Below are 21,752 nucleotides of genomic sequence, written 5' to 3' on the forward strand. Positions count from 1 at the left end.
GATCGCGGCGCGCGGCTTCATCGCCGGCAGGACGGGCGAAGAAGCCGCCGCCCGGTTCGACCGGCGTGTCCCGCGCCCGCGTCCACGCGCACCACCGGCACCGCCCGCTCCCGCGGCGGCCGCATGCCCGGCGGCTGTGGGATAATCGACGAGTTTGCCCAGGGCGCAGCTCAAGAGGTTGTTCGCACGGGCGCGCGAGAGGCCTCCATTCCCGTGCCTCCACCCATTTCCGCGATATTTCTTCAGCCATCACCATGCCCACATACCGTTCCAAAACTTCCACCGCCGGTCGCAACATGGCAGGTGCGCGCTCGCTGTGGCGCGCCACCGGCATGAAAGACGACGATTTCTCGAAACCGATCATCGCGGTCGTCAACTCGTTCACGCAGTTCGTGCCCGGGCACGTGCACCTGAAGGATCTCGGCCAGCTCGTCGCGCGCGAGATCGAAGCCGCCGGCGGCGTCGCGAAGGAATTCAACACGATCGCCGTCGACGACGGCATCGCGATGGGTCATGACGGCATGCTCTATTCGCTGCCGAGCCGCGACATCATCGCCGACTCGGTCGAGTACATGGTGAACGCGCACTGCGCGGACGCGATGGTGTGCATCTCGAACTGCGACAAGATCACGCCGGGGATGCTGATGGCCGCGATGCGCCTCAACATTCCGGTGATCTTCGTGTCGGGCGGCCCGATGGAAGCCGGCAAGACGCGCCTCGCGAACCCGGTCACCAAGGCCATCGAGCTGAAGAAGCTCGACCTCGTCGACGCGATGGTGATCGCGGCCGACCAGTCGTATTCGGATGCCGACGTCGCCGAGGTCGAACGCTCGGCCTGCCCGACCTGCGGTTCGTGCTCGGGCATGTTCACCGCGAACTCGATGAACTGCCTGACCGAGGCGCTCGGCCTGTCGCTGCCGGGCAACGGCACGGTCGTCGCGACGCACGCCGATCGCGAGCAGTTGTTCAAGCGCGCCGGCCGCCGCATCGTCGAGCTGACCCGCCAGCACTACGAGCAGGACGACATGCGCGTGCTGCCGCGCTCGGTCGGCTTCAAGGCGTTCGAGAACGCGATGACGCTCGACATCGCGATGGGCGGTTCGACCAACACGATCCTGCACCTGCTCGCGATCGCGCAGGAAGCCGGCATCGACTTCACGATGAAGGACATCGATCGCCTGTCGCGCGTCGTGCCGCAGCTGTGCAAGGTCGCGCCCAACACGAACAAGTATCACATCGAGGACGTGCACCGCGCGGGCGGCATCATGGCGATCCTCGGCGAGCTGGACCGCGCCGGCAAGCTGCACACCGACGTGCCGACCGTGCACGCGCCGACGCTGAAGGATGCGCTCGACCAGTGGGACATCGTTCGTACGGAAGACGAAGCGGTCCGCACGTTCTATCTGGCCGGCCCGGCCGGGATCCCGACGCAGGTCGCGTTCAGCCAGGACACGCGCTGGCCGAGCCTCGACCTCGACCGTGCCGAAGGCTGCATCCGCTCGTACGAGCATGCGTTCTCGAAGGAAGGCGGCCTCGCCGTGCTGACCGGCAACATCGCGCTCGACGGCTGCGTGGTGAAGACGGCCGGTGTCGACGAAAGCATTCTCGTGTTCGAGGGCTCCGCCCACGTGACGGAGTCGCAGGACGAAGCGGTCGAGAACATCCTGAACGACAAGGTCAAGGCCGGCGACGTGGTGATCGTGCGCTACGAAGGCCCGAAGGGCGGCCCCGGCATGCAGGAAATGCTGTACCCGACCAGCTACATCAAGTCGAAGGGCCTCGGCAAGGCATGCGCGCTGCTGACGGACGGCCGCTTCTCGGGCGGCACGTCGGGCCTGTCGATCGGTCACTGCTCGCCGGAAGCCGCTGCGGGCGGTGCGATCGGCCTCGTGCGCGACGGCGACCGGATCCGCATCGACATCCCGAACCGCACGATCAACGTGCTCGTGTCGGACGAGGAACTCGCACGTCGCCGCGAAGAGCAGAACGCGAAGGGCTGGAAGCCGGCGCAACCGCGCCCGCGCAAGGTGTCCGCTGCGCTGAAGGCCTATGCGAAGCTGGTGATGTCGGCCGACAAGGGCGCCGTGCGCGACCTGTCGCTGCTCGACGACTGATGCGGTGCGGCGGGCCGCGCTAACGGCCCGCCCGCATGATACGGAAGCCGCTCTTCGGAGCGGTTTTTTTCGTCCGGCGCCAGCCGGAAGCCCCGACACCGGGGGCCGTCAATCGATCAATGACGGAACTCGTCGGTGCCGCCCCATCCGCCTCCACCACCGCCGCCGCCGTGGTTTCCGCCGCCTTGCGCCCGCGCGCCGCCGCCGCCCTGATACGTCGGCGGCGCCATCATGCGCGCCGCGCCACCGCTGGGTGCCGGCGCCTGCGGCGGTGCCGGCTGATGCACGGCGCCACCGCCGGGCCTCGGCGCGGGCGCAGGCGCAGGCGCGGGCGCTGCCTGTGGCGCCGGCGCACGGTTCGGGCCGCTCCAGCCACCGCGCGTGGCGGATGGCCGTGCATCGTGCCGCTCCGCTGGCTCACCGCCCGGCGCGCGCTGAATCGGCCCGCCCGGCTGCAGATGCCCGTAGCCGGGCTGCGTCCCGCCGGGGCCGATGCGCGGCTCGGCGCGATGCTCCCAGCGGTCGCGATCGTGAAACCACGGCCGATGGCGGTAATAGCGGTCCCAGTACGCGCCAATCGCGAAGCCGGTCACCGGCACACCGATGATCGCGCCGTACTCGAGCAACGGCACGTAATTGCCCTGGTACGGATAATCGAGCTGCTCCGCGTCGATCCAGCCGCGCACACCCGGCAGCGCGACGTCGCACCACGAGTAGTCGCTCAGGCAGCCGAACACGTCCAGCGCGGTGCCCGGTGGAATCTGCGCAACGACCGGATAATCGGGTGCCGGCCCCGCAAAGATCTCGGCCGCCGAGTTCGTGTAGGCGCTGCTTTGCGCGTCGGCGATGCCCGGCGCGGCCACGATGCCGAACAGGACGGCGCACAAACTTCGGATGATCGTGTTGCTCATGGTGCTCTCCCGCGCGGGGTCGCCGCGCGTCGGTCAGTGTCGGTGGCCCCCGCCCCAATGCCCGCCTCCCCAGTGGCCGCCGCCCCACGGACGGTGCCAGTAGCCGCCGCCCCAATGCCCCCAGAAACCGAGGCCGATCGCGACGGGCGGCCCGTACCAGCCCGGGTAGTACGCGGGATAGTAGGCCGGGTAAGGCACGTAGGCCGGCGCGACATATACCGGAGCCGGTACGTAAGCGTAATCGTCTGCCGGTGGCGGCACCGTGGGCGTCGACGGCGCGCTCGATCCGGCGGATGCCGGCGCGACCGGAAACTCGCGCTGCGACACCGTCGCGGGCACGGGTGCGTAATACGGCGCATAGCCGTACGGGCCGATGTAATAACAGCCGCTCAGCATGAGCATGGTCAGCGCCATGACGACGGGCCGCGCGGCGGGAATCGGGTTCATTCGGGGCTCCGCGGTAAATCGGCGCGTCGCCGCGTGGCGCGCGCCTGACTCTAGCTTACGTCCGCCGCATATTTCTGCGGGTTTGATCGGTTACTTTTTGTTTCGCCACACCAAAAGCGGGGCGCGATCATACGGGCATGCCGCGTGCTCGCGCGTCAGCCGCGCCGACGTTGAAGTTGGCGCAAATGCCCTCAAGTTGACTATCGAGTCAGGCTGGCCGGCGCGGACGGGTGTTCGCGGCCCCCGGCGGCCTGCAATCCGCGGACTTCGGCCCGCACAGACAGGAACGCGGCTCGCGCCGCCATCGACATGACTACGCCACGCCCCACGCTTCGGGCGGACACGCCCCTCGATCCGATCATCCAGCTGCTGGCGCTTGCCGGCGAACAGGGTTATCTGACGCACGCCGACCTCGTCGACGCGCTGCCGCCGGAAAGCGACAGCCCCGACGCGCTGGACGTCGTGCGCGCAGCGCTCGCGGACATCGGCATCGCCGTGCTCGACGAGCCCGCCGCGCCGGCGCCGTTCGCGGGCACCGCACCGGTCGACGTCGATCGCGACGCGCTCGACGAAGGCCGCGCGCTGCTCGGCGATCTTGCCCGTGGCGCCAGTGCATCGACCGATCCGCTCGCGCTGTACATGCGGCGCATCCACGCGGTGCCGCTGCTCAAGCGCGAAGACGAAATCGTCCTTGCACGCGAGATCGAAACGGGCCGCCATCAGGTCCTTCACGCGCTCGCCGGCTGTCCGTCAGCGGTCGAGACGCTGCTCTCGCACCATGCCGCAACGCGCGCAAGCGGTGCGACCGCCAACGAAGGCGACGACGTCGACGATGGCGGAGCCGATGCGCCCGCACCTGCGCGCTACGACGCGCTGCAGGACGCGGTGGCGGCGGTGCGCGACGCATTGCACATGCAAGGTTGCCGCTCGGCCGAGTACCGCGATGCGCGTAATCGTCTGACCGCGCTGCTCGGCACGCTCGCGTGGGTAGCGCCGGCCGTCGACGAAGCGAGCCGCGTCCTGCGCGCGCTCGCCGCCGCTCCGGCGGAAGGCGGGACGACCGCCGCCGCCGGCACCGACGCCGCGTGCTTCGACGCCGTCGCGCGGCGCGCGCTCGGCGCCGCGCTGAGCGACGGCCAGCAAAAGGTGCGCGACGGCACGCGGGCGATGCTCGAGGCAAACCTGCGCCTCGTGCTGTCGATCGCGCGCAAGTACATGAACCGCGGCGTCGACCTGCCCGATCTGGTGCAGGACGGCTGCCTCGGGCTGATGCGTGCGATCGAGAAGTTCGAATACCGGCGCGGTTTCAAGTTCTCGACCTACGCGACCTGGTGGATCCGGCAGGCGGTCGCGCGCGCGGTGGCCGACCGCTCGCGCACGATCCGCGTGCCCGTGCACGTCGGCGACCAGTACCAGCGCGTGCAGCGCCATGCGCTGCGCTTTCGCCAGCGCACGGGCCGCCGTGCGACGCCGGCCGAACTCGCGGCCGAGACCGGGCTCGCCGAGGACAAGCTGCGCGCGGTGCTCGCGCTGCCTGCCGAGCCGCTGTCGCTCGACACGCCGCTGCCCGACGCGGATACCGGTCTCGTCGACCTGCTCGAGGACCAGGCTTCGGCAAGCCCGTTCGAGCGGCTGGCGGACACGCGCATGCGCGAATGCGTGACGTCGCTGTTGCGCTCGGTCACGCCGACCGAGGCCGACGTGCTGCGCCGGCGGTTCGGTCTTGGCGGCGCCGAGCCCGACACCTACGACGCGATCGCGCAGGACGCGGGGATGTCGCGCGAACGCGTGCGGCAGATCGAGAAGCGCGCGCTCGCCACGCTGCGCATGGCCGCGGAGGCCGAGGGCGCACACTCGTTCCTCGACGCGTAACGCGTCACATCGCGCGCGCGTGCGTGCGTGCGTGCCGCAGCAGAGGCACGCACGCGCGGCCCCGGTGCGGCACGTGCAACGTTTGCCATTGACGCACATCAAGTTTTCCTCGTCGCTCGTCATGACAATGTGCTGAAATAACAAGTGGACCGGCGCGCTGCGCGCGGTGTCCATCCGTTTGCACATCACCGGGCGCCCCACATGCAAACGACCATCAGCCAAACACACGAGGAAAACCGGCAGATCGCGGCCTGCCTGCGCGAGGCCGCGCAGTTGCTTGCCGATCAGGGCGCGAATCCTTATCGGGTTGCCGCCTACCGCGCATCGGCCGATACGATCGAATCACTCGCGGACGGTATTCGCATGCGGTTCGATGCGGGCGGTGTCGATGCGCTCGGCGCACTGCCGGAGGTCGGCACGGGCGTCGCGCAGGCGATCGCCGAACTGCTGGTGACCGGACGCTGGCGCCTGCTCGACCGGCTGCGCGGCGACGCGGAGCGCGTGTCGGCATTCGAAGCCGTGCCGGGCATCGGCCACGCGCTTGCCCTGCGAATTCACGACCAGTTGCACATCGATACGCTCGAGGATCTCGAACGCGCGGCCCGCAGCGGCCAGCTCGAAGCGATCCCCGGCGTCGGCCCGCGGCGCGCGGCCGGCATCCGCGCGGCGCTCGACGACGTGCTGAGCCGGCGCCGGCGCTGGCAAGGCCACGCGCGCGACGCCGGCCTCGGCACCGAGCCGCCGGTCGAACTGCTGCTCTACATCGATCGCCTGTACCGCAACAAGGCCGCCGCCGGGATCCTGCCCACGCTCGTGCCACGTCGGCTGAACGCGGACGTGAGCATTCAGCCGCCGGTGATGCACATGACGAAAGGCGGCTGGCATTTCACCGCGCTATGCCCGTATCCGGCACGCCCGCAGGAGTCCGGTCGCACCGCGGACTGGGTCGCGCTCTACTTCTACGATGCGTTGCAATGCGAGTATCAGCGGACCGTCGTCACCGAAACGCTCGGCGCGCTCGTCGGCAAGCGCATCGTGCGGGGACGCGAGATGGAATGCCGCGTGTATTACGCGGGATGACACGTGCGGACGCCGCGGCCATTGCACGGCCGCCGCGCGGCGCGCCCAAGCGGCCGTGCTTCGACAAACCGCGCGACCTGACCCTTTACGCGCCTTCCGTCTTCATGCGACGCGCCGGATGGCGATGCGCCGCGATGCGCAGCAGCTTGCGGAACGACGGACACTCGAGATGGTTCGGCGCCGGGCAAACGGCCGTGTGCCGCAACGCGTCGCGCACCGCGCCGAGACGGCGGATCGTTCGGTCGAGCTCGTCGGCCTTGTCGTCCAGCTTCGCGCGATCGATCGCGGGCCGGCCGTCCGCGTCGAACATCGCGAGGATGTCGTCCAGCGAAAAACCGGCCTCGCGGCCGAGCGCGATCAGCGCAAGGCGCTCCAGCACCGACTCGTCGTACTGGCGCCGCAGCCCGTGACGGCCGTTCGGCACGATCAATCCCTTTTCCTCGTAATAGCGCAGCGTCGACGCGGGCAATCCCGAGCGGCGCGCGACTTCGGCGATATCCAGACGGCTCATGCTCGATCTCAAGTGAACTTGAAGTTGCAAGATAGTCGCTCGACTCCTTCGACACAAGCCTGGGCCGCCATGAACGACCGAAGGCGATTCGCGGCCCGGCAGGCCGTGTCGCCGCGACCGCGCCGAGCTCATCCGATTTCGCGCCGCGCATTATGCTGACCACGGCGGGAACGACACGGCACGGCAACGTCAGGCATCGGGTATTCGGAGCGAGACTTCATCCGGCGGCGTTCCGGCTTGCCGGGCCGCATCGTCGATGCATCGCCCGCCGCGTTCATTCGCCGCCGCTGTCGATCAGGTTGCGGCGCACGCGGCCGAGCAGGCGTACGAGCGTGTCGCGCTCGTCGCGCGTGAAGCCGCGCAACCCGTCGTCGGTGACGGTGTCGCCCACCTCCAGCATCTGCGGAAAGATGTCGCGCGACTTGTCGGTCAGCCGGATCACGAACGCACGGCGGTCGTCGTCGTTCGCGCTGCGTTCGATCCACCCGCAGGCTTCCATCCGGTCGAGCAGCCGCGTCAGCGAGATCGGCGTGATCTCGAGCCATTCCGCGAGCCGCGCCTGGTTCATCTCGCCCTTCCATGTCAGGTACGCGAGCACGCGGCTTTGCGCGCGCGTCAATCCGATGCGCTTCGCGCGCCGGTCGAACAGGCGTCCTTGCAGGCGGGCCACGTCGGAAATCAGGTAGCCGATCCGGTTCTCGTAAGTCTCGTCCATGCGGCGATTATAGGGGCAGGCCGCGAATCGCCCTCGCCATCCGCCAGGCGATGAGCACGAATATAATAAGCGTGCTTATAATTCGAGCCATACCGGATCGCCGTCCACGGCGACCGCCCCACGGAGACACGCTTGAACCCCGCCGCCGACGCCCCCGCCACGCCGCCCGCCCTCAACCGGCCGATGCTGACCTTGTCGATCATGCTCGCGACGCTGATCCAGACCCTCGACAGCACGATCGCGAACGTCGCGCTGCCGCACATGCAGGGCACGCTGTCCGCGTCGCAGGACGAAATTACCTGGGTGCTCACCTCCTACATCGTCGCCGCCGCAATCGCGACGCCGCTGACCGGCTGGCTCTCCGACCGCCTCAGCATGAAGCGGCTGCTGACCCTCTCGATCGCGGGCTTCACGATCGCGTCCGCGCTGTGCGGGCTGTCCGAGTCGCTCGTGCAGATCGTCGGCGCGCGCTTGCTGCAAGGCGTGTTCGGCGCCGCGCTGGTGCCGCTGTCGCAGTCGATCCTGCTCGACATCAATCCGCGCGAGAAACAGGGCCAGGCGATGGCGATCTGGGGAATGGGCGTGATGGTCGGGCCGATCCTCGGCCCGACGCTCGGCGGCTGGCTGACCGACAGCTACAACTGGCGCTGGGTGTTCTTCATCAACGTGCCGATCGGCGCGTTCGCGCTGGCCGGCGTGCTGACCTTCCTGCCCGCCCGCGCGCCACGCCCGCACGTGAAATTCGACGCGTTCGGCTTCGCGACGCTCGCGCTCGCGATCGGCGCATTCCAGGCGATGCTCGATCGCGGCGAACAGCTCGACTGGTTCGGCTCGTACGAAATCCGCATCGAGGCGCTCGTCGCCGCACTGAGCTTCGCATTCTTCCTCGTGCATACCGCGACCGTCGGCAAGGCGTCGTTCTTCAAGTCGGAACTGCTGCGCGACCCGAACTTCGCGACCGGCACGCTGTTCATCTTCGTCGTCGGCGCGGTGCTGTACGCGACGCGCGCGCTGTTGCCGCCGATGTTGCAGAACCTGATGGGCTATCCGGTCGCGACGACGGGCCTCGTCACGGCGCCAAGTGGCGCCGGGACCATGATCGCGATGCTGTTCGTCGGGCGCTTGTTGAAATACGTGGATGCGCGGGCTTTGCTGTTCGCCGGACTGACGATTTCCGCGCTCGCGCTGTGGCAGATGATGCAGTACACGATCGTGCTGTCCGAGGCGGACATCGTGTGGCCCGGCGTGATCCAGGGCTTCGGGCTGGGGCTCGTGTTCGTGCCGCTGAGCGCGCTGTCGTTCTCGACGCTGCAGCCCGAGCTGCGCGCGGACGGCACGGCCACCTACAGCCTGATGCGCAACATCGGCAGCAGTATCGGCATCTCGATCGTGCAGACGCTGATGACGCGCAACACGCAAGTCGCGCATGCCGACCTCGCGACCCACATCACGCCGTTCAACCCGGCCGTGCAGGCGATGGCCGGCAGTCACGCCGACATCGCGCTGCTCGATCGCACGATCAACCAGCAGGCCGCGATGATCGCCTACCTGAACGACTTCAAGCTGATGTTCGTCGCGACGCTGCTGATGATCCCGCTGTTGCTGCTGATCCGCCCGCCGCAGAAAACGGCGAGCGTGAACGTCGCGCATGCGGCGATGGATTGACGATGCGACGCGCACGGGCCCGCCGCGGGCCGCAACGTCAGGCCTTCATCGTCCCGGTGCGCACGTAGCGTTCGTGCCACGACAGCGCTTCGGCGAGCAGGTGCGGCGTGTGCTTGCCGAAGCTCTCGCGCGACGCGCGCTCGAAGTAGTCCTCGAGCATCGGCCGGTAGTCGGGATGCGCGCAGGTCGCGATGATCTTGCGCGCACGCTGCTTCGGCGACAGGCCGCGCAGGTCGGCGAGCCCCTGCTCGGTGACGACCACCGCGACGTCGTGCTCGGTATGGTCGACGTGGCTCGCCATCGGCACGATCCGCGAGATCGCCCCGCCCTTCGCGGTGCTGGCCGACATGAAGCACGACAGGTAGCCGTTGCGCGCGAAGTCGCCCGAGCCGCCGATCCCGTTCTGGATCTTCGTGCCCATCACGTGCGTCGAATTCACGTTGCCGTAGATGTCGGCTTCGATCATCCCGTTCATCGCAATGCAGCCGAGGCGGCGCACGAGTTCCGGATGGTTGCTGATCTCCTGCGGACGCAGCAGGATCTTTTCGCGGAACGTCGCGATCTCGTCGGCGAAGCGCTGCACGGCGGCCGGGCTCAGCGACAGCGCGGTGGCCGACGCGAAGCTCAACGTGCCGTCGTCGAGCAGGTCGAGCATGCCGTCCTGGATCACTTCGGTGTACGCGGTCAGGTTCGAGAAGCCGGCCGAGCTCAGCTCCGCGAGTACCGCGTTCGTTATGTTGCCGACGCCCGATTGCAGCGGCAGCAGGTTCTCCGGCAGGCGGCCGCGCTTCACTTCGTGGCGCAGGAAGTCGATCAGTTGCAGCGCGATCTGCTTCGACGTCGCGTCCGGCGCGGAGAACGCGTTGCTGCGGTCCGGCGCGTCGGTTTCGACGATCGCGACGATCTTCTCCGCCGGGCAGCGCAGGTACGGTTCGCCGATGCGGTCGTCGCTTTTCGTCAGCGGAATCGGCTTGCGGTGCGGCGGCAGCGCGGTGCCGTAATAGACGTCGTGCATCCCGTCGAGACCGAGCGGCTGGCGCGCATTGACTTCGAGGATCACGTGCTTCGCCTGCTCGAGCCACGTCTTGTTGTTGCCGATCGACGCGGACGGAATCAGCCGCCCGTCCTCGCGGATGCCCGCGACTTCGACGATCGCGACGTCCAGGTCGCCGTACAGCCCGAACCATGCGTATTGCGCGACGTGGCTCAGGTGGACGTCCTGGTAGTCGACTTCGCCGGCGTTGATCTTGTCGCGCAGCGTCGGGTCGGACTGGTACGGCAGGCGCATCGAGATGCCGTCGGTGCGGGCGAGCGCGCCGTCGAGTTCCGGCGCCGTCGATGCGCCCGTCAGCACGTTGATCCGGAAGTCCTCGCCGCGCGCGTGGGCCGCCTCGATATGGGCGGCGAGCGCGGCGGGCACGGCCTTCGGGTAGCCCGAGCCGGTGAAGCCGCTCATGGCGACGGTCATGCCGGGACGAATCAGCGCGGCGGCTTCGTCGGCGGTGCGGACGAGCGAACGCAGGGCGGGAGCGAGGATGCGTGAAGAAGACATGGCTGTATATCTGACGCTTGTGGTCTGTCGTTGACGTCGCGGGGGGTGTCTCCTGAGCGACGCGAAGCCCTTGGGGCCGCGAGGGGCGGCCCGGCACCACGGGCACGGTCGGAGTATCGCAGAGGCCATCGCCGCGAAATGTCCGCTGGATGCAAAAGATACTTGCTGAATGCGTCGGGTATCGAACGACCGTTCTGTGACAGCCGTGGCAGCTGCACGTGCATGCATCCGAAAGGTACGGGAAAGCCGGCTGCCGGTTTTCCGCGCGAAAATTACAAACGACGGAACGTGAATCGGCCGACACCGCCCCGGATTCACCGCATGAACGCGAAGAATCCGCATTCGATGGCCGCTCGGCGATCAGCGCGGCCGATTGTCGCCCGACGCGGCATTTGCGAGCCTGATACACGTCAACGCATCGACACGCGCGAATCGCCGCAAGGCCCGTGTACAGGGCCCGTCCACCCTTGACAGCCGCGCGATGCGAACCACACTGGAACAGGTAAGGCCTGCCTGCGCGAACGCCGTTTCGTGCCCCCGGTTCGCAACGGGCCGATGCCCGGAATGCGCGGTAACACTCCCGCATGTCAGGACATTGGTCGAAGAAAAAGCAACAAATTACAATTCCGTATATATTTCGCCGATGGACCAAAGAAAAACCGCCACACATTCCGAACCTCCGCTGCCACGCACCTGGGATGCGCGGCTCGCGCGCTCGCTCGTCCGGCCGCTGATCGACACGCCGGTCACCCCGAATCACCTCACCACCCTTCGTCTGCTGATCGGCGTTGCCGGCGCCTGGTGCCTTGCGCAAGGCGGCTTCGGCTGGAGCAACGCGGGCGCGTTCCTGATCGTGCTGTCGAACTTCGTCGACCACACCGACGGCGAGCTCGCGCGCATCAGCGGCAAATCCAGCAAGATCGGTCACTTTTACGACCTCGCGGCCGATGCGCTCGTCACGGTCGCGCTGTTCGTCAGCATGGGCGTCGGCATCGTGGCCCAAGGCGGCCAGATGGCCGCGTCGCCGGTGCTGCTCGGCGCGGTGGCCGGCGCGGCCGTCGCGTTGATCTTCTTCCTGCGCATGCGGATCGAATCGATCGCCGGCAAGGCCGGCACCAAACAGGCGTTCGCAGGCGGCTTCGAGACGGAAGACGTCCTCTACCTGCTGCCGATCGTCACGCTCGTCGACGGCGTCCAGCCGTTCCTGCTCGCGGCATCGATCGGCGCCCCGCTGTTCGCCGCGTGGGTCGTGATCGACTGGTGGCGTATCGTGCGCCGCAGCGGCGTTCCGCACGAAAATGCCGCGCCGCCCCAGGTTTTCGCGTCCTCCTCGGGCGGCCTGGCGCGCAGCGACAGGTCCGGCGGCGCTCAAAGTTCAACCGAAATCCAGGCTTCCAAATGACTCCTAGCACGCGCGACGACTCCGTGCTGAGCCCGGCACGACCCGCGCCTGCGCGCGCGGCAGCGGCCGATCCCGATCGCACCGTGGCCGACTGCGTCGGCCGTCTCGACCTCGACCGCCTGCGCGGCGACTACACGCGCCAGGGGTCGTTCCTGTACCTCGACACCTTCCTGCCGGCCGACGCGCACGCGAAGCTCGCGGCCGCCGCCCGCGCGATGCAGGCCGGCCTGAACCGCAATTACCTGCCCGGCCACAAGCAGGGCGGCAGCGTGAGCCGGCACACGATCGACGAACAGGCGCCGTACATCGCCGAGCTGTACCGGTCGAAGGCGCTGATCGGTTTCCTCGAGAAGATCACCGGCGACAAGCTGATGCTGTCGCCGGACGACGATCCGCATGCGTACGCGCTGTACTACTACACGAAGCCGGGCGACCACATCGGCTGGCACTACGACACGTCGTACTACGACGGCCGCCGCTACACGCTGCTGATCGGCGTGATCGACGAGTCGTCGTGCCGGCTCGACTACGAGCTGCACACGCGCAATCCGGACGTGCCCGACGAACCGGGCTCCGTGCAGATCGCCGACGGCGGCATCGTGCTGTTCGACGGCGACAAGCTGCGCCATCGCGTCACGCCGCTCGGCCAGAACGAAACACGCGTATCGCTCACCTTCGAATACGTGACCAACCCCGGCATGCGGCCGTGGAAGCGCTTCATCTCGAACATGAAGGACGCGATCGCGTATTTCGGTTTCCGCCAGGTGTTCAAGCAGCTGGCCGCGCGACGGTCGACCGGGTCATGACACGCGCCGGCCTGATCCTGCTGTCCCTCGGAACGGCACTGTTCGTCGCCCTGCTCGCATGGCAGGGCGTCGGCGCGGTCGCGTCGACGTTTCTCGCGGCCGGCTGGGGCCTCGCGCTGGTCGCGGCCTTCCACGTCGTACCGCTCGTGATCGACGCGCTCGCGATCTCGGTGATGTTCCGCCGCGGCCAGGCGGGCGCGGAGCTCGGCGACGCGCTGCGCGCGCGCTGGGTCGGCGAATCGGTGAACAGCCTGCTGCCCGCCGGCCAGATCGGCGGCCCGGTGCTGATGGTGCGCCACCTCGCGCAGCGCGGCACGCGGATGGCCGATGCGGCCGCCGCGGTCACCGTCAGCACGACGATGCAGGCGCTCGCCCAGATGGCCTTCGCGCTGATCGGCATCGCCACGTTCAGCCTGTATGCGACGCACGAATCGGTCGCTCACCTGCGCACGCCGGCGCTGATCGCCACCGGCGTGCTCGGCGCGCTCGCCGTCGCGTTCTACGCGGCGCAGCGGCGCGGGCTGTTCGGCCGCGGGCTGCGTCTCGCGTCGAAGTTGCTCGGCCCGCGCGACTGGTCGTCGCTCGCGACGCGCGCGGACGCGATCGACGACGCCGTCGGCGCGCTGTACCGCGATCGCGCGAAGGTCGCGAAGACCTTCGCGTTGAGCCTCGTCGGCTGGATCGTCGGCACCGCCGAAGTGTGGCTCGCGCTGCACTTCCTCGGGCACCCGGTCAGCTGGCTCGACGCGCTGCTGCTCGAAAGCGTCGGCCAGGCGATTCGCGGTGCGGCATTCGCGATTCCCGGCTCGCTCGGCGCACAGGAAGGCGGCTACCTGCTGCTCGCCCCGCTGGTCGGCCTGCCGCCCGAGGCGGCGCTCGCGCTGTCGCTCGCGAAGCGCGCGCGCGAACTCGCGCTCGGCCTGCCCGGCCTGCTCTATCTGCATTTCAGTGAAAGAAACTGGCAGCGGCGCCGCGCGCCGCAGCCCATCGCCGACTGATCGTTCAGATCCGCCGGCTTTTTGGTTGGAGAACCCATGCGAGCCATCATTCTTGCGGCGGGCCTCGGCTTGCGCCTGCAACAACCGCCCGAGGCGCAATTCCCGAAGTGCCTGCTGCGCTTCGACGACGTGTCGCTGCTCGAGCGCCATCTGCGCGTGCTCGACGCCGCGGGCGTCGATGAAATCGTGCTCGGGCTCGGCTTCCAGCACGAGAAGGTCGAGCAGGAGCTCAAGCGCCTCGGCCGCAGCGCCGAGATCGTGATCAACGAGCGCTACGACCTTGGCAGCGTACTGACCGTGCACACCGTCGCCGATGCGATGACGCGCGGCGGCGACGTGCTGCTGATGGACGCGGACGTGCTGTACGACGAGAACATCCTGCACGCGCTGGTGGCCGATTCCGACAAGGCGGTCGACCGCCTGCTGATCGATCGCGACTTCGAGGCCGGCGACGAGCCCGTCAAGCTGTGCCTGAAGAACGGCGTGCCGGTCGAGCTGCGCAAGCAGCTCGCGGTCGACCTCGAGTACGACACGATCGGCGAGTCGGTCGGCTTCTTCCGCTTCACCGAAGGTACCGCGCGCCGCCTCGCGACGATCGTCGCGGGCTACGTCGACAGCGGCCGCGCGAACATGCCGCACGAGGAAGCCGTGCGCGACCTGCTGCTCGAAGGCGGCCATTCGTTCGACGTGGCCGACGTCACGGGCTCGCCGTGGATCGAAATCGACTTCCCGAACGACGTCGCACGCGCCACGCAAGACATTCTCCCCCTGATTCAACGCACGACCGCAGGAGCCGCACGATGAACGCACGCGAACCCAACTTCTCCGAATCGCGCAGCGCACGCCTGCGCCGCATGCTCGTCAGCAGCGACCTCGAATTCCTGATGGAAGCGCACAACGGCCTGTCGGCACGGATCGTCCGCGAAGCGGGCTTCAAGGGGATCTGGGCATCGGGCCTCGCGATCTCCGCGCAGTTCGGCGTGCGCGACAACAACGAAGCGAGCTGGACGCAGGTCGTCGACGTGCTCGAGTTCATGGCCGACGCGAGCGACCTGCCGATCCTGCTCGACGGCGACACCGGCTACGGCAACTTCAACAACGTGCGCCGCCTCGTGAAGAAGCTCGAGCAGCGCGGCATCGCCGGCGTGTGCATCGAGGACAAGCAGTTCCCGAAGACGAACAGCTTCATCGACGGCGAGCGCCAGCCGCTCGCCGAGATCGACGAGTTCTGCGGCAAGATCAAGGCCGGCAAGGATTCGCAGAGCGATCCCGACTTCTCGATCGTCGCGCGCGTCGAGGCGCTGATCGCCGGTTGGGGAATGGACGAGGCGCTGCGCCGCGCGAACGCATACGCGGAAGCAGGCGCGGACGCGATCCTGATCCACAGCAAGCTGTCGCGCCCGGACGAGATCCTGCAGTTCGCACGCGAATGGAGCGGCCGCGCGCCGCTCGTGATCGTGCCGACCAAGTACTACAGCACGCCGACCGACGTGTTCCGCCAGGCCGGCATCAGCACCGTGATCTGGGCGAACCACCTGATCCGCGCGTCGGCATCGGCGATGCAGTCCGTCGCGCGCGAGATCCACGAAAACGAGACGCTGATCAACGTCGAGGACCGCGTCGCGTCGGTCAACGAGATCTTCCGCCTGCAGGACGCCGACGAATACTCGGCCGCCGAGCGCATCTACCTGTCGTCGTCTTCGCGCGCGTCGAACGCCGCGATCGTGCTCGCCGCGAGCCGCGGCAAGGGCCTGGAAGCCGTCACCGAGGACAAGCCCAAGGTCATGCTGCCGGTCGCCGGCAAGCCGCTCCTGCGCTGGCTTGTCGACGGCTTCAAGAAGCATGGCGTGAACGACATCACCGTGGTCGGCGGCTATCGCGCCGATGCGATCGACACGTCGGGCATCAAGCTCGTCGTCAACGAGCGCCATGCGCAAACGGGCGAACTCGCGTCGCTCGCATGCGCGGCCGAACGCCTGACCGGCGACACCGTGATCTCGTACGGCGACCTGCTGTTCCGCAGCTACATCCTGCGCGACCTCGCGGAGAGCGAGGCCGAGTTCAGCGTCGTCGTCGATTCGTCGCTCACCGAGACCAACCAGAGCGTGCGCGACTTCGCGCTGTGCTCGGCCGCCGACGACCGCGGCCTGTTCGGTCAGAAGACGTATCTGCAACGTGTATCGAGCGACGTCGCCGCCGGCACGCCGCACGGCCGCTGGATCGGCCTGCTGAACGTACGCGGCGCGGGCGTCGAGCGCCTGAAGGCAATGCTCGCGACGCTGCAGGCGCGACCCGATTTCGACACGCTCGACATCCCGTCGCTGCTCAACGAACTGATCGCCGCCGGCGAGAAGATCGAGGTGCAGTACGTGCACGGCCACTGGCGCGGCGTCAACGATCTGGAAGACTTCCGCCGGGCGGGCGACTTCGCGCACGGCCAGACGCCGCTGTCCGAGCCGGGCGCCGGCAACGGGGGCGCGCAATGATCGAAGCGGCCCAGTTCGTCGAGGCCGCGCGCGAACGCGGCTTCGACTGGTACGCGGGCGTACCGTGTTCGTACCTCACGCCGTTCATCAACTACGTGCTGCAGGATCCGACGCTGCATTACCTGTCGGCCGCGAACGAAGGCGACGCGGTCGCGCTGATCGCCGGCGCCACGCTCGGCGGCAAGCGCGGGATCGCGATGATGCAGAACTCGGGGCTCGGCAACGCCGTGAGCCCGCTCACGTCACTCACGTGGACGTTCCGGCTGCCGCAGCTGCTGATCGTCACGTGGCGCGGGCAGCCGGGCGTGGCCGACGAGCCGCAGCACGCGCTGATGGGTCCGATCACGCCGGCGATGCTCGACACGATGGAGATTCCGTGGGAGACGTTCCCGACCGACCCCGAACAGGTCGGCCCGGCACTCGACCGCGCGATCGCGCACATGGACGCGACGGGCCGCCCGTACGCGCTCGTGATGCAGAAAGGCAGCGTCGCGCCGTATGAGCTGAAGGCGAACCCGGCGGCCGCGCCGCGCGCGCATGTCGCCGCGCAATCGGCGGCACGCGCCGATGCGCCCGCCGCGTGGCCGACCCGCCACGACGCACTGCAGCGCGTGATCGCGCACACGCCGGTCGATTCGACCGTCGTGCTCGCGTCGACCGGCTTCTGCGGCCGCGAGCTCTATGCGATCGACGACCGCCCGAACCAGCTGTACATGGTCGGCTCGATGGGCTGCGTGACGCCGCTCGCGCTCGGTCTCGCACTCGCGCGCCCCGACCTGCGCGTGGTGGCGGTCGACGGCGACGGCGCCGCGCTGATGCGCATGGGCGTGTTCGCGACGCTCGGCACCTACGGTCCGTCCAACCTCGTGCACGTGCTGCTCGACAACGGCGCACACGAATCGACCGGCGGTCAGGCAACCGTGTCGCGGCATGTGTCGTTCGCGGGCGTCGCGGCCGCGTGCGGGTATGCGTCGGCGGTCGAAGGCGACACGCTCGACGTGCTCGATGCGGCACTCGACGCGGCGCACCCGGCGGACGGCACGCGCTTCGTGCGGCTCGCGATCCGCACGGGCGTGCCCGACGGCCTGCCCCGCCCGACCGTCACGCCGGTCGACGTGAAGACCCGCCTGATGCGGCATATCGGCGCCGCACGGGTCGAAGCCCATGCTAAAGGAGCCCATTGATGCTGCTGCTGAATCCCGGCCCGGTCACGCTCACCGAACGCGTGCGCCGCAGCCTGCTGCAACCCGACCTGTGCCATCGCGAAAGCGAATTCTTCGATCTGCAGGATGAAGCGCGTGCGCGCCTCGTTGCCGCCTACGCGCTCGATCCGGCCGAATGGGCCGCCGTGCTGATGACGGGCTCGGGCACCGCCGCCGTCGAAAGCATGATCGCGGCGCTCGTGCCGCAGGACGGCAAGCTGCTCGTGATCGAGAACGGCGTGTACGGCGAGCGCATCACGCAGATCGCGACGCAATACGGAATCGCGCACGACGTGCTGAAGCACGAATGGATGCAGGCGCCCGATCTCGCGCAGATCGCCGCGCGTCTCGACGCGGGCGGTTATTCGCACGTCGCGGTGATTCATCACGAAACGACGACCGGCCGGCTGAACGACCTCGGCGCGATCGCGGACGTATGCCGCGCGCGCGGCGTCAAAATGCTCGTCGACGGCGTCAGCAGCTTCGGCGCCGAAGCGATCGACTTCGCCGGCGGCGTGATCGATGCGGTTGCCGCGACCGCGAACAAGTGCCTGCACGGCGTGCCCGGCGCCGCGTTCGTGATCGTGCGCCGCGCCGCGCTCGCGAAGGCCGCGAGCCGCACCTACTACCTCGACCTCGGGCGTCTCGCAAAGCTGCAGGATCAGCGCAATACGCCGTTCACGCCGTCCGTGCATGCGTATTACGCGCTCGTCGAAGCACTGCGCGAGTTCGACGAAGCCGGTGGCTGGCGCGCGCGCCATGCGCATTACAAGGCACTCGCCGATCAGGCACAAGCCGGACTCGCGGCGCGCGGGATGCCGCTCGTGCTGCCCGAAGGCGCATCGTCGGTCGTGCTGCGCGCGTACCGGCTGCCGCAGGGCGTCACGTACGAGACGCTGCACGACGGCCTGAAGGCGCGCGGCTTCGTGATCTACGCGGGGCAAGGCGGGTTGTCGAAGGAACTGTTCCGCATTTCGACGATGGGCGCGATTGGTGCGGCCGACGTCGATCGACTGCTCGACGGTTTTACGGCACTGACGCGGTAAATAGCCGCTTCCGGTCGACGAAAGGCCCGCAAGGGCCTTTTTCGTTTGCGCCGATTTTTCGGCGAGTCGGCACGCAAACCGCACTCGCCTACTTCACCACCTTCGGCCCGATCGCATCCGTCTGCACCGCACCGAGCAGGGCATCATCCCGCGCACGTCGCGCCTCGCGTGCCGTAAAACGATCCTTCAACCGCAGGAACGGTTTCTCGACGAGGAAGTAACTGGCCGTCGCGGCCAGCAGCGCCCACACGATACCGAGCGGGAACGCATGCGGAACCGCGAGTTCAGGATTCGCGAACGGCTGCTGCCACAGATACAGGCTGAACGAGATCGTGCCGACGAACACGACCGGCGCAGCCCGCAGCCATCGCGCGCACCAGAAGTCGCTGCGAAAATTCAGCGCGACGATCACGATCGCGATCAGCGCGGCCTCGAGCGTCACACCGTACGTTGCATTCCAGAATCCGCCGAGCCGATGTTCGGCAACGGGCATCGCGAACAGCACGATCAAGACGAGTGCCGTCACGATGCGCGACTCGCCGCGCCATGAGCGAATCCATGCTTCGAGCCGTTCGCGGTTGAGCGCCGCGTAGCAGCCGATCAGGATCGGATCGACGCCCGTATGCAGCATCATCCCGAGCTGGCCGCGCAGCGCCGGCGCAATGCAGTAGGTAAGCGCGCGCACCAGCGGCACGACCAGGATCAGCGCGGCCAGCCAGCGCGTGCCGCGACGGCGGGCGCCATATACGAACAGCAGCGGCCAGAACCAGTAAAACTGCTCCTCGAGCGCGAGCGACCAGAAATGCCCGAGATACCACGCGCCGGCCGGATGCAGCGTGTTGTCGCCGGTCAGCCCGAACCACGCCGAGTAGTTCCACAAATGCAGCGCCGCATACAGCCACTGGCGGCGATCGACGTCGAGCCAGCCGGCAAAGGCAAGCACGCCGACGGTCGCGAGATACACGTAGCAGGCCGGCCAGATTCGCAGCGCACGGCGCACATAGAACGACGTCAGTGCAATCCCGCCGGTGCGCGCGAACTCCGCACGCAACACGTTGGTGATCAGGAAACCGCTGAGCACGAAGAAGATCAGCACGCCGAGCCGGCCGTCGGCGATCAGCCGCAACGGCGCGAACCAGCCGGTGTAGCCGCCCGGCAGCACGTGCTCCGCATGGCCGACGACGACCATCGTGACCGCGACGGCGCGCAACCCGGTCAGCTGCTTGACGCGATGGTTCATCGGCTCGTTTCCCGTTGGCACGGTGGAGGAACGGAATGAAGGCCGGCGCCCGCAACCGGCTCGCCGCTGTGTCGCCGGGATTTTGTCTGAAAAATATCGGAACGAAATTGCTTCAAAAATTTCGGTGCGCATGGCGGCCCGCATGCCGCATCGCATGCGCGGTGCCGCCCGGCACACGGCGGCCGAAATGAATGGGCATAATGACAAGCCTTGTCCGGCGATGGCCGGTCCGATGCCGACACAACGAATTTTGCGGCGCCGCAATATCCGCGATACCGGCGCTGCGGTATTCCGGTCGCACACGGCCCGTGCCTCGTCCGTTCTCCTGCCGACCCTCACCCGGAGCCTGCCTGTGTATCCACCGATCGAACCTTACGCCCACGGCCACCTCGACACCGGCGACGGCCACCGGATCTACTGGGAACGCTGCGGCAACCCGTCCGGCAAGCCCGCGGTGTTCCTGCACGGCGGCCCGGGCGCAGGCTGCAGCCCCGACCATCGCCGCCTGTTCGATCCCGAGCGCTACGACGTGCTGCTGTTCGACCAGCGCGGCTGCGGGCGTTCGACGCCGCACGCGAGCCTCGACAACAACACGACCTGGGACCTCGTGGCCGACATCGAGCGGCTGCGCGAGATGGTGGGCGCGCAACAGTGGCTCGTGTTCGGCGGCTCGTGGGGCAGCGCGCTCGCCCTCGCCTATGCGCAGACGCATCCGCAGCGCGTGAGCGCGCTCGTCGTGCGCGGCATCTTCACGATGCGCCGCGCGGAATTGCTGTGGTACTACCAGGAAGGCGCGTCGTGGTTGTTCCCGGACCTGTGGGAGGAATTCCTCGCGCCGATCCCGGAAGCCGAGCGCGGCGACCTGATGGCCGCCTATCATCGCCGGCTCACGGGCGACGACGAAGCCGCGAAGCTCGAAGCCGCGCGCGCATGGAGCATCTGGGAAGGCCGCACCATCACGCTGCTGCCCGACCCCGCACTGGCCGCGCACTTCGCGGACGGCCACTACGCGCTCGCGTTCGCGCGAATCGAGAACCACTACTTCGTGAATCGCGGTTTCGTCGACGAAGGCCAGTTGCTGCGCGACGCGCATCGCCTCGCCGGCATTCCGGGCGTGATCGTGCAGGGCCGCTACGACATCGCGACACCCGCGCGCACCGCGTGGGAACTCGCGAAGGCATGGCCAGACGCGTCGTTCGAGATCGTGCCGGATGCCGGGCATGCGTACAACGAGCCGGGCATCCTGAAGGCGCTGCTCGCCGCGACCGACCGGTTCGCCGCGTAAGCTGCAACGCCTGGCGGCGCGTTGCGGCCGGCTATGCGGGCCTGCGCGCGCCGCCCGCTCAAAGCGCGGCTTCGACGATCGTCCGGCCGCTGATCGCCCGCTCGACGAGCTGTTCGTCGCCAACCTTGCGGATCGCATCGTCGAGCAAGCCTTCCGGCTCTTCGGTTGCTACCTTCAGCAGGCCCGACAGCCCGCGCGCGTCGAGCACCACGAGCGTCTCCATCGAATCCGCGCGGCTCACGAGCACGCGGCGGAAAGCGGGACCCGCGCCGAAGCTGGCGCACAGCGCGATCGTCTCGTTGCCGAGCGTGTAGTCGAAGTTCTTGATCATGTCTGCCGCCGTTGCAAGGAAATGGCCACGCGCGACGGCGCGGCGCCGTGACGTCGACGCACCCGTGCGTGCCGCCGGCGTCGAACCAG

At 68.3% G+C, this 21,752-nt stretch carries 19 protein-coding genes; 12 read left to right on the forward strand and 7 right to left on the reverse strand.

The features are described 5' to 3' along the window. The first annotated feature begins 254 nt into the window (after positions 1–254). Complete coding sequence (gene ilvD, locus HW466_RS03845; protein WP_059507251.1) at positions 255–2,114, forward strand: dihydroxy-acid dehydratase; 1,860 nt, start codon at positions 255–257, stop codon at positions 2,112–2,114. A 116-nt stretch (positions 2,115–2,230) separates the two neighbouring features. Here ilvD and HW466_RS03850 read toward each other — a convergent pair whose 3' ends face one another. Both HW466_RS03850 and HW466_RS03855 read right to left on the reverse strand, forming a co-directional pair. Then, entirely contained in the window at positions 2,231–3,025 is a 795-nt protein-coding gene (locus HW466_RS03850) for an SH3 domain-containing protein (protein ID WP_176316068.1), read from the reverse strand. Between the two features lie 33 nt (positions 3,026–3,058). Then, positions 3,059–3,472: a hypothetical protein gene (locus tag HW466_RS03855; RefSeq protein WP_151006953.1), complete on the reverse strand. Its 414-nt coding sequence runs from the start codon at positions 3,470–3,472 to the stop codon at positions 3,059–3,061. A gap of 309 nt (positions 3,473–3,781) precedes the next feature. Here HW466_RS03855 and HW466_RS03860 point away from each other — a divergent pair, with 309 nt between their 5' ends. Both HW466_RS03860 and HW466_RS03865 read left to right on the forward strand, forming a co-directional pair. Continuing rightward, positions 3,782–5,344 carry a sigma-70 family RNA polymerase sigma factor gene (locus HW466_RS03860; RefSeq protein ID WP_174905624.1) on the forward strand — a complete coding sequence of 521 codons (1,563 nt, stop codon included), beginning with the start codon at positions 3,782–3,784 and terminating at the stop codon, positions 5,342–5,344. Between the two features lie 201 nt (positions 5,345–5,545). After that, positions 5,546–6,424, forward strand: a complete 879-nt coding sequence (locus HW466_RS03865) for a helix-hairpin-helix domain-containing protein (protein ID WP_151005461.1) — start codon at positions 5,546–5,548, stop codon at positions 6,422–6,424. An 85-nt stretch (positions 6,425–6,509) separates the two neighbouring features. Here HW466_RS03865 and HW466_RS03870 read toward each other — a convergent pair whose 3' ends face one another. Together HW466_RS03870 and HW466_RS03875 are read right to left on the reverse strand one after the other, a co-directional pair. Beyond that, complete coding sequence (locus HW466_RS03870; RefSeq protein WP_059507246.1) at positions 6,510–6,935, reverse strand: helix-turn-helix domain-containing protein; 426 nt, start codon at positions 6,933–6,935, stop codon at positions 6,510–6,512. Between the two features lie 274 nt (positions 6,936–7,209). Beyond that, the gene (locus tag HW466_RS03875; protein WP_059507245.1) at positions 7,210–7,650 is read right to left on the reverse strand and encodes a MarR family winged helix-turn-helix transcriptional regulator; all 441 of its coding nucleotides are present in this window, start codon (positions 7,648–7,650) and stop codon (positions 7,210–7,212) included. A gap of 132 nt (positions 7,651–7,782) precedes the next feature. Between HW466_RS03875 and HW466_RS03880 the strand changes: the two genes are divergently transcribed. After that, entirely contained in the window at positions 7,783–9,315 is a 1,533-nt protein-coding gene (locus HW466_RS03880; RefSeq protein ID WP_151005459.1) for a DHA2 family efflux MFS transporter permease subunit, read from the forward strand. A gap of 37 nt (positions 9,316–9,352) precedes the next feature. Here the strand turns inward: HW466_RS03880 and HW466_RS03885 are convergent, their stop codons facing one another. Continuing rightward, a complete protein-coding gene (locus tag HW466_RS03885) occupies positions 9,353–10,867 on the reverse strand; it encodes an acetyl-CoA hydrolase/transferase family protein (RefSeq protein WP_059450595.1) in 1,515 nt (504 codons plus the stop codon). A 643-nt stretch (positions 10,868–11,510) separates the two neighbouring features. Here HW466_RS03885 and HW466_RS03890 point away from each other — a divergent pair. Genes HW466_RS03890 through HW466_RS03920 form a run of 7 tightly spaced genes read left to right on the forward strand, consistent with a single transcriptional unit; the run spans position 11,511 to position 18,807 of the window. Beyond that, a complete protein-coding gene (locus HW466_RS03890; RefSeq protein ID WP_059507243.1) occupies positions 11,511–12,269 on the forward strand; it encodes a CDP-alcohol phosphatidyltransferase family protein in 759 nt (252 codons plus the stop codon). Next, positions 12,266–13,075 carry a HalD/BesD family halogenase gene (locus tag HW466_RS03895; RefSeq protein ID WP_059507242.1) on the forward strand — a complete coding sequence of 270 codons (810 nt, stop codon included), beginning with the start codon at positions 12,266–12,268 and terminating at the stop codon, positions 13,073–13,075. The genes HW466_RS03890 and HW466_RS03895 overlap by 4 nt, the downstream gene beginning before the upstream one ends. After that, positions 13,072–14,073 carry an HpnL family protein gene (locus tag HW466_RS03900; protein ID WP_059507241.1) on the forward strand — a complete coding sequence of 334 codons (1,002 nt, stop codon included), beginning with the start codon at positions 13,072–13,074 and terminating at the stop codon, positions 14,071–14,073. Before HW466_RS03895 ends, HW466_RS03900 begins: the two co-directional genes overlap by 4 nt. A gap of 36 nt (positions 14,074–14,109) precedes the next feature. Further along, the gene (locus HW466_RS03905) at positions 14,110–14,877 is read left to right on the forward strand and encodes a phosphocholine cytidylyltransferase family protein (RefSeq protein ID WP_059450599.1); all 768 of its coding nucleotides are present in this window, start codon (positions 14,110–14,112) and stop codon (positions 14,875–14,877) included. Beyond that, positions 14,874–16,559 (forward strand): phosphoenolpyruvate mutase, encoded by a 1,686-nt coding sequence (gene aepX / locus HW466_RS03910; protein WP_059507240.1) that lies wholly within the window; start codon positions 14,874–14,876, stop codon positions 16,557–16,559. Before HW466_RS03905 ends, aepX begins: the two co-directional genes overlap by 4 nt. After that, entirely contained in the window at positions 16,556–17,743 is a 1,188-nt protein-coding gene (gene aepY / locus HW466_RS03915) for a phosphonopyruvate decarboxylase (RefSeq protein WP_174905625.1), read from the forward strand. The genes aepX and aepY overlap by 4 nt, the downstream gene beginning before the upstream one ends. After that, entirely contained in the window at positions 17,743–18,807 is a 1,065-nt protein-coding gene (locus tag HW466_RS03920) for a 2-aminoethylphosphonate aminotransferase (protein ID WP_059450602.1), read from the forward strand. The genes aepY and HW466_RS03920 overlap by 1 nt, the downstream gene beginning before the upstream one ends. Positions 18,808–18,895: 88 nt before the next feature. On the opposite strand, the gene HW466_RS03925 is transcribed toward HW466_RS03920, so the two are convergent. Then, the gene (locus tag HW466_RS03925) at positions 18,896–20,047 is read right to left on the reverse strand and encodes an acyltransferase family protein (protein ID WP_151006104.1); all 1,152 of its coding nucleotides are present in this window, start codon (positions 20,045–20,047) and stop codon (positions 18,896–18,898) included. Positions 20,048–20,399: 352 nt separating this feature from the next. Here HW466_RS03925 and pip point away from each other — a divergent pair, with 352 nt between their 5' ends. After that, a complete protein-coding gene (gene pip / locus HW466_RS03930; RefSeq protein ID WP_059507237.1) occupies positions 20,400–21,332 on the forward strand; it encodes a prolyl aminopeptidase in 933 nt (310 codons plus the stop codon). A gap of 58 nt (positions 21,333–21,390) precedes the next feature. Here pip and HW466_RS03935 read toward each other — a convergent pair whose 3' ends face one another. Next, on the reverse strand, positions 21,391–21,663 hold the full coding sequence (locus tag HW466_RS03935) for a hypothetical protein (RefSeq protein WP_059450605.1): 273 nt from the start codon (positions 21,661–21,663) through the stop codon (positions 21,391–21,393). Between the last annotated feature and the right edge of the window lie 89 nt (positions 21,664–21,752).

This window comes from Burkholderia territorii, from assembly GCF_902833055.1.
Classification (GTDB): domain Bacteria; phylum Pseudomonadota; class Gammaproteobacteria; order Burkholderiales; family Burkholderiaceae; genus Burkholderia; species Burkholderia territorii.

Bases quoted from the DNA above. Each gene is read 5' to 3' on its own strand.
- aepY (WP_174905625.1), top strand. From the start codon at position 16,556: ATGATCGAAGCGGCCCAGTTCGTCGAGGCCGCGCGCGAACGCGGCTTC.
- HW466_RS03885 (WP_059450595.1), bottom strand. From the start codon at position 10,867: ATGTCTTCTTCACGCATCCTCGCTCCCGCCCTGCGTTCGCTCGTCCGC.
- HW466_RS03920 (WP_059450602.1), top strand. From the start codon at position 17,743: ATGCTGCTGCTGAATCCCGGCCCGGTCACGCTCACCGAACGCGTGCGC.
- HW466_RS03905 (WP_059450599.1), top strand. From the start codon at position 14,110: ATGCGAGCCATCATTCTTGCGGCGGGCCTCGGCTTGCGCCTGCAACAA.
- HW466_RS03860 (WP_174905624.1), top strand. From the start codon at position 3,782: ATGACTACGCCACGCCCCACGCTTCGGGCGGACACGCCCCTCGATCCG.
- HW466_RS03925 (WP_151006104.1), bottom strand. From the start codon at position 20,047: ATGAACCATCGCGTCAAGCAGCTGACCGGGTTGCGCGCCGTCGCGGTC.
- HW466_RS03890 (WP_059507243.1), top strand. From the start codon at position 11,511: ATGGACCAAAGAAAAACCGCCACACATTCCGAACCTCCGCTGCCACGC.
- ilvD (WP_059507251.1), top strand. From the start codon at position 255: ATGCCCACATACCGTTCCAAAACTTCCACCGCCGGTCGCAACATGGCA.
- HW466_RS03875 (WP_059507245.1), bottom strand. From the start codon at position 7,650: ATGGACGAGACTTACGAGAACCGGATCGGCTACCTGATTTCCGACGTG.
- HW466_RS03865 (WP_151005461.1), top strand. From the start codon at position 5,546: ATGCAAACGACCATCAGCCAAACACACGAGGAAAACCGGCAGATCGCG.
- HW466_RS03895 (WP_059507242.1), top strand. From the start codon at position 12,266: ATGACTCCTAGCACGCGCGACGACTCCGTGCTGAGCCCGGCACGACCC.
- HW466_RS03850 (WP_176316068.1), bottom strand. From the start codon at position 3,025: ATGAGCAACACGATCATCCGAAGTTTGTGCGCCGTCCTGTTCGGCATC.
- HW466_RS03855 (WP_151006953.1), bottom strand. From the start codon at position 3,472: ATGAACCCGATTCCCGCCGCGCGGCCCGTCGTCATGGCGCTGACCATG.
- aepX (WP_059507240.1), top strand. From the start codon at position 14,874: ATGAACGCACGCGAACCCAACTTCTCCGAATCGCGCAGCGCACGCCTG.
- HW466_RS03870 (WP_059507246.1), bottom strand. From the start codon at position 6,935: ATGAGCCGTCTGGATATCGCCGAAGTCGCGCGCCGCTCGGGATTGCCC.
- HW466_RS03900 (WP_059507241.1), top strand. From the start codon at position 13,072: ATGACACGCGCCGGCCTGATCCTGCTGTCCCTCGGAACGGCACTGTTC.
- HW466_RS03935 (WP_059450605.1), bottom strand. From the start codon at position 21,663: ATGATCAAGAACTTCGACTACACGCTCGGCAACGAGACGATCGCGCTG.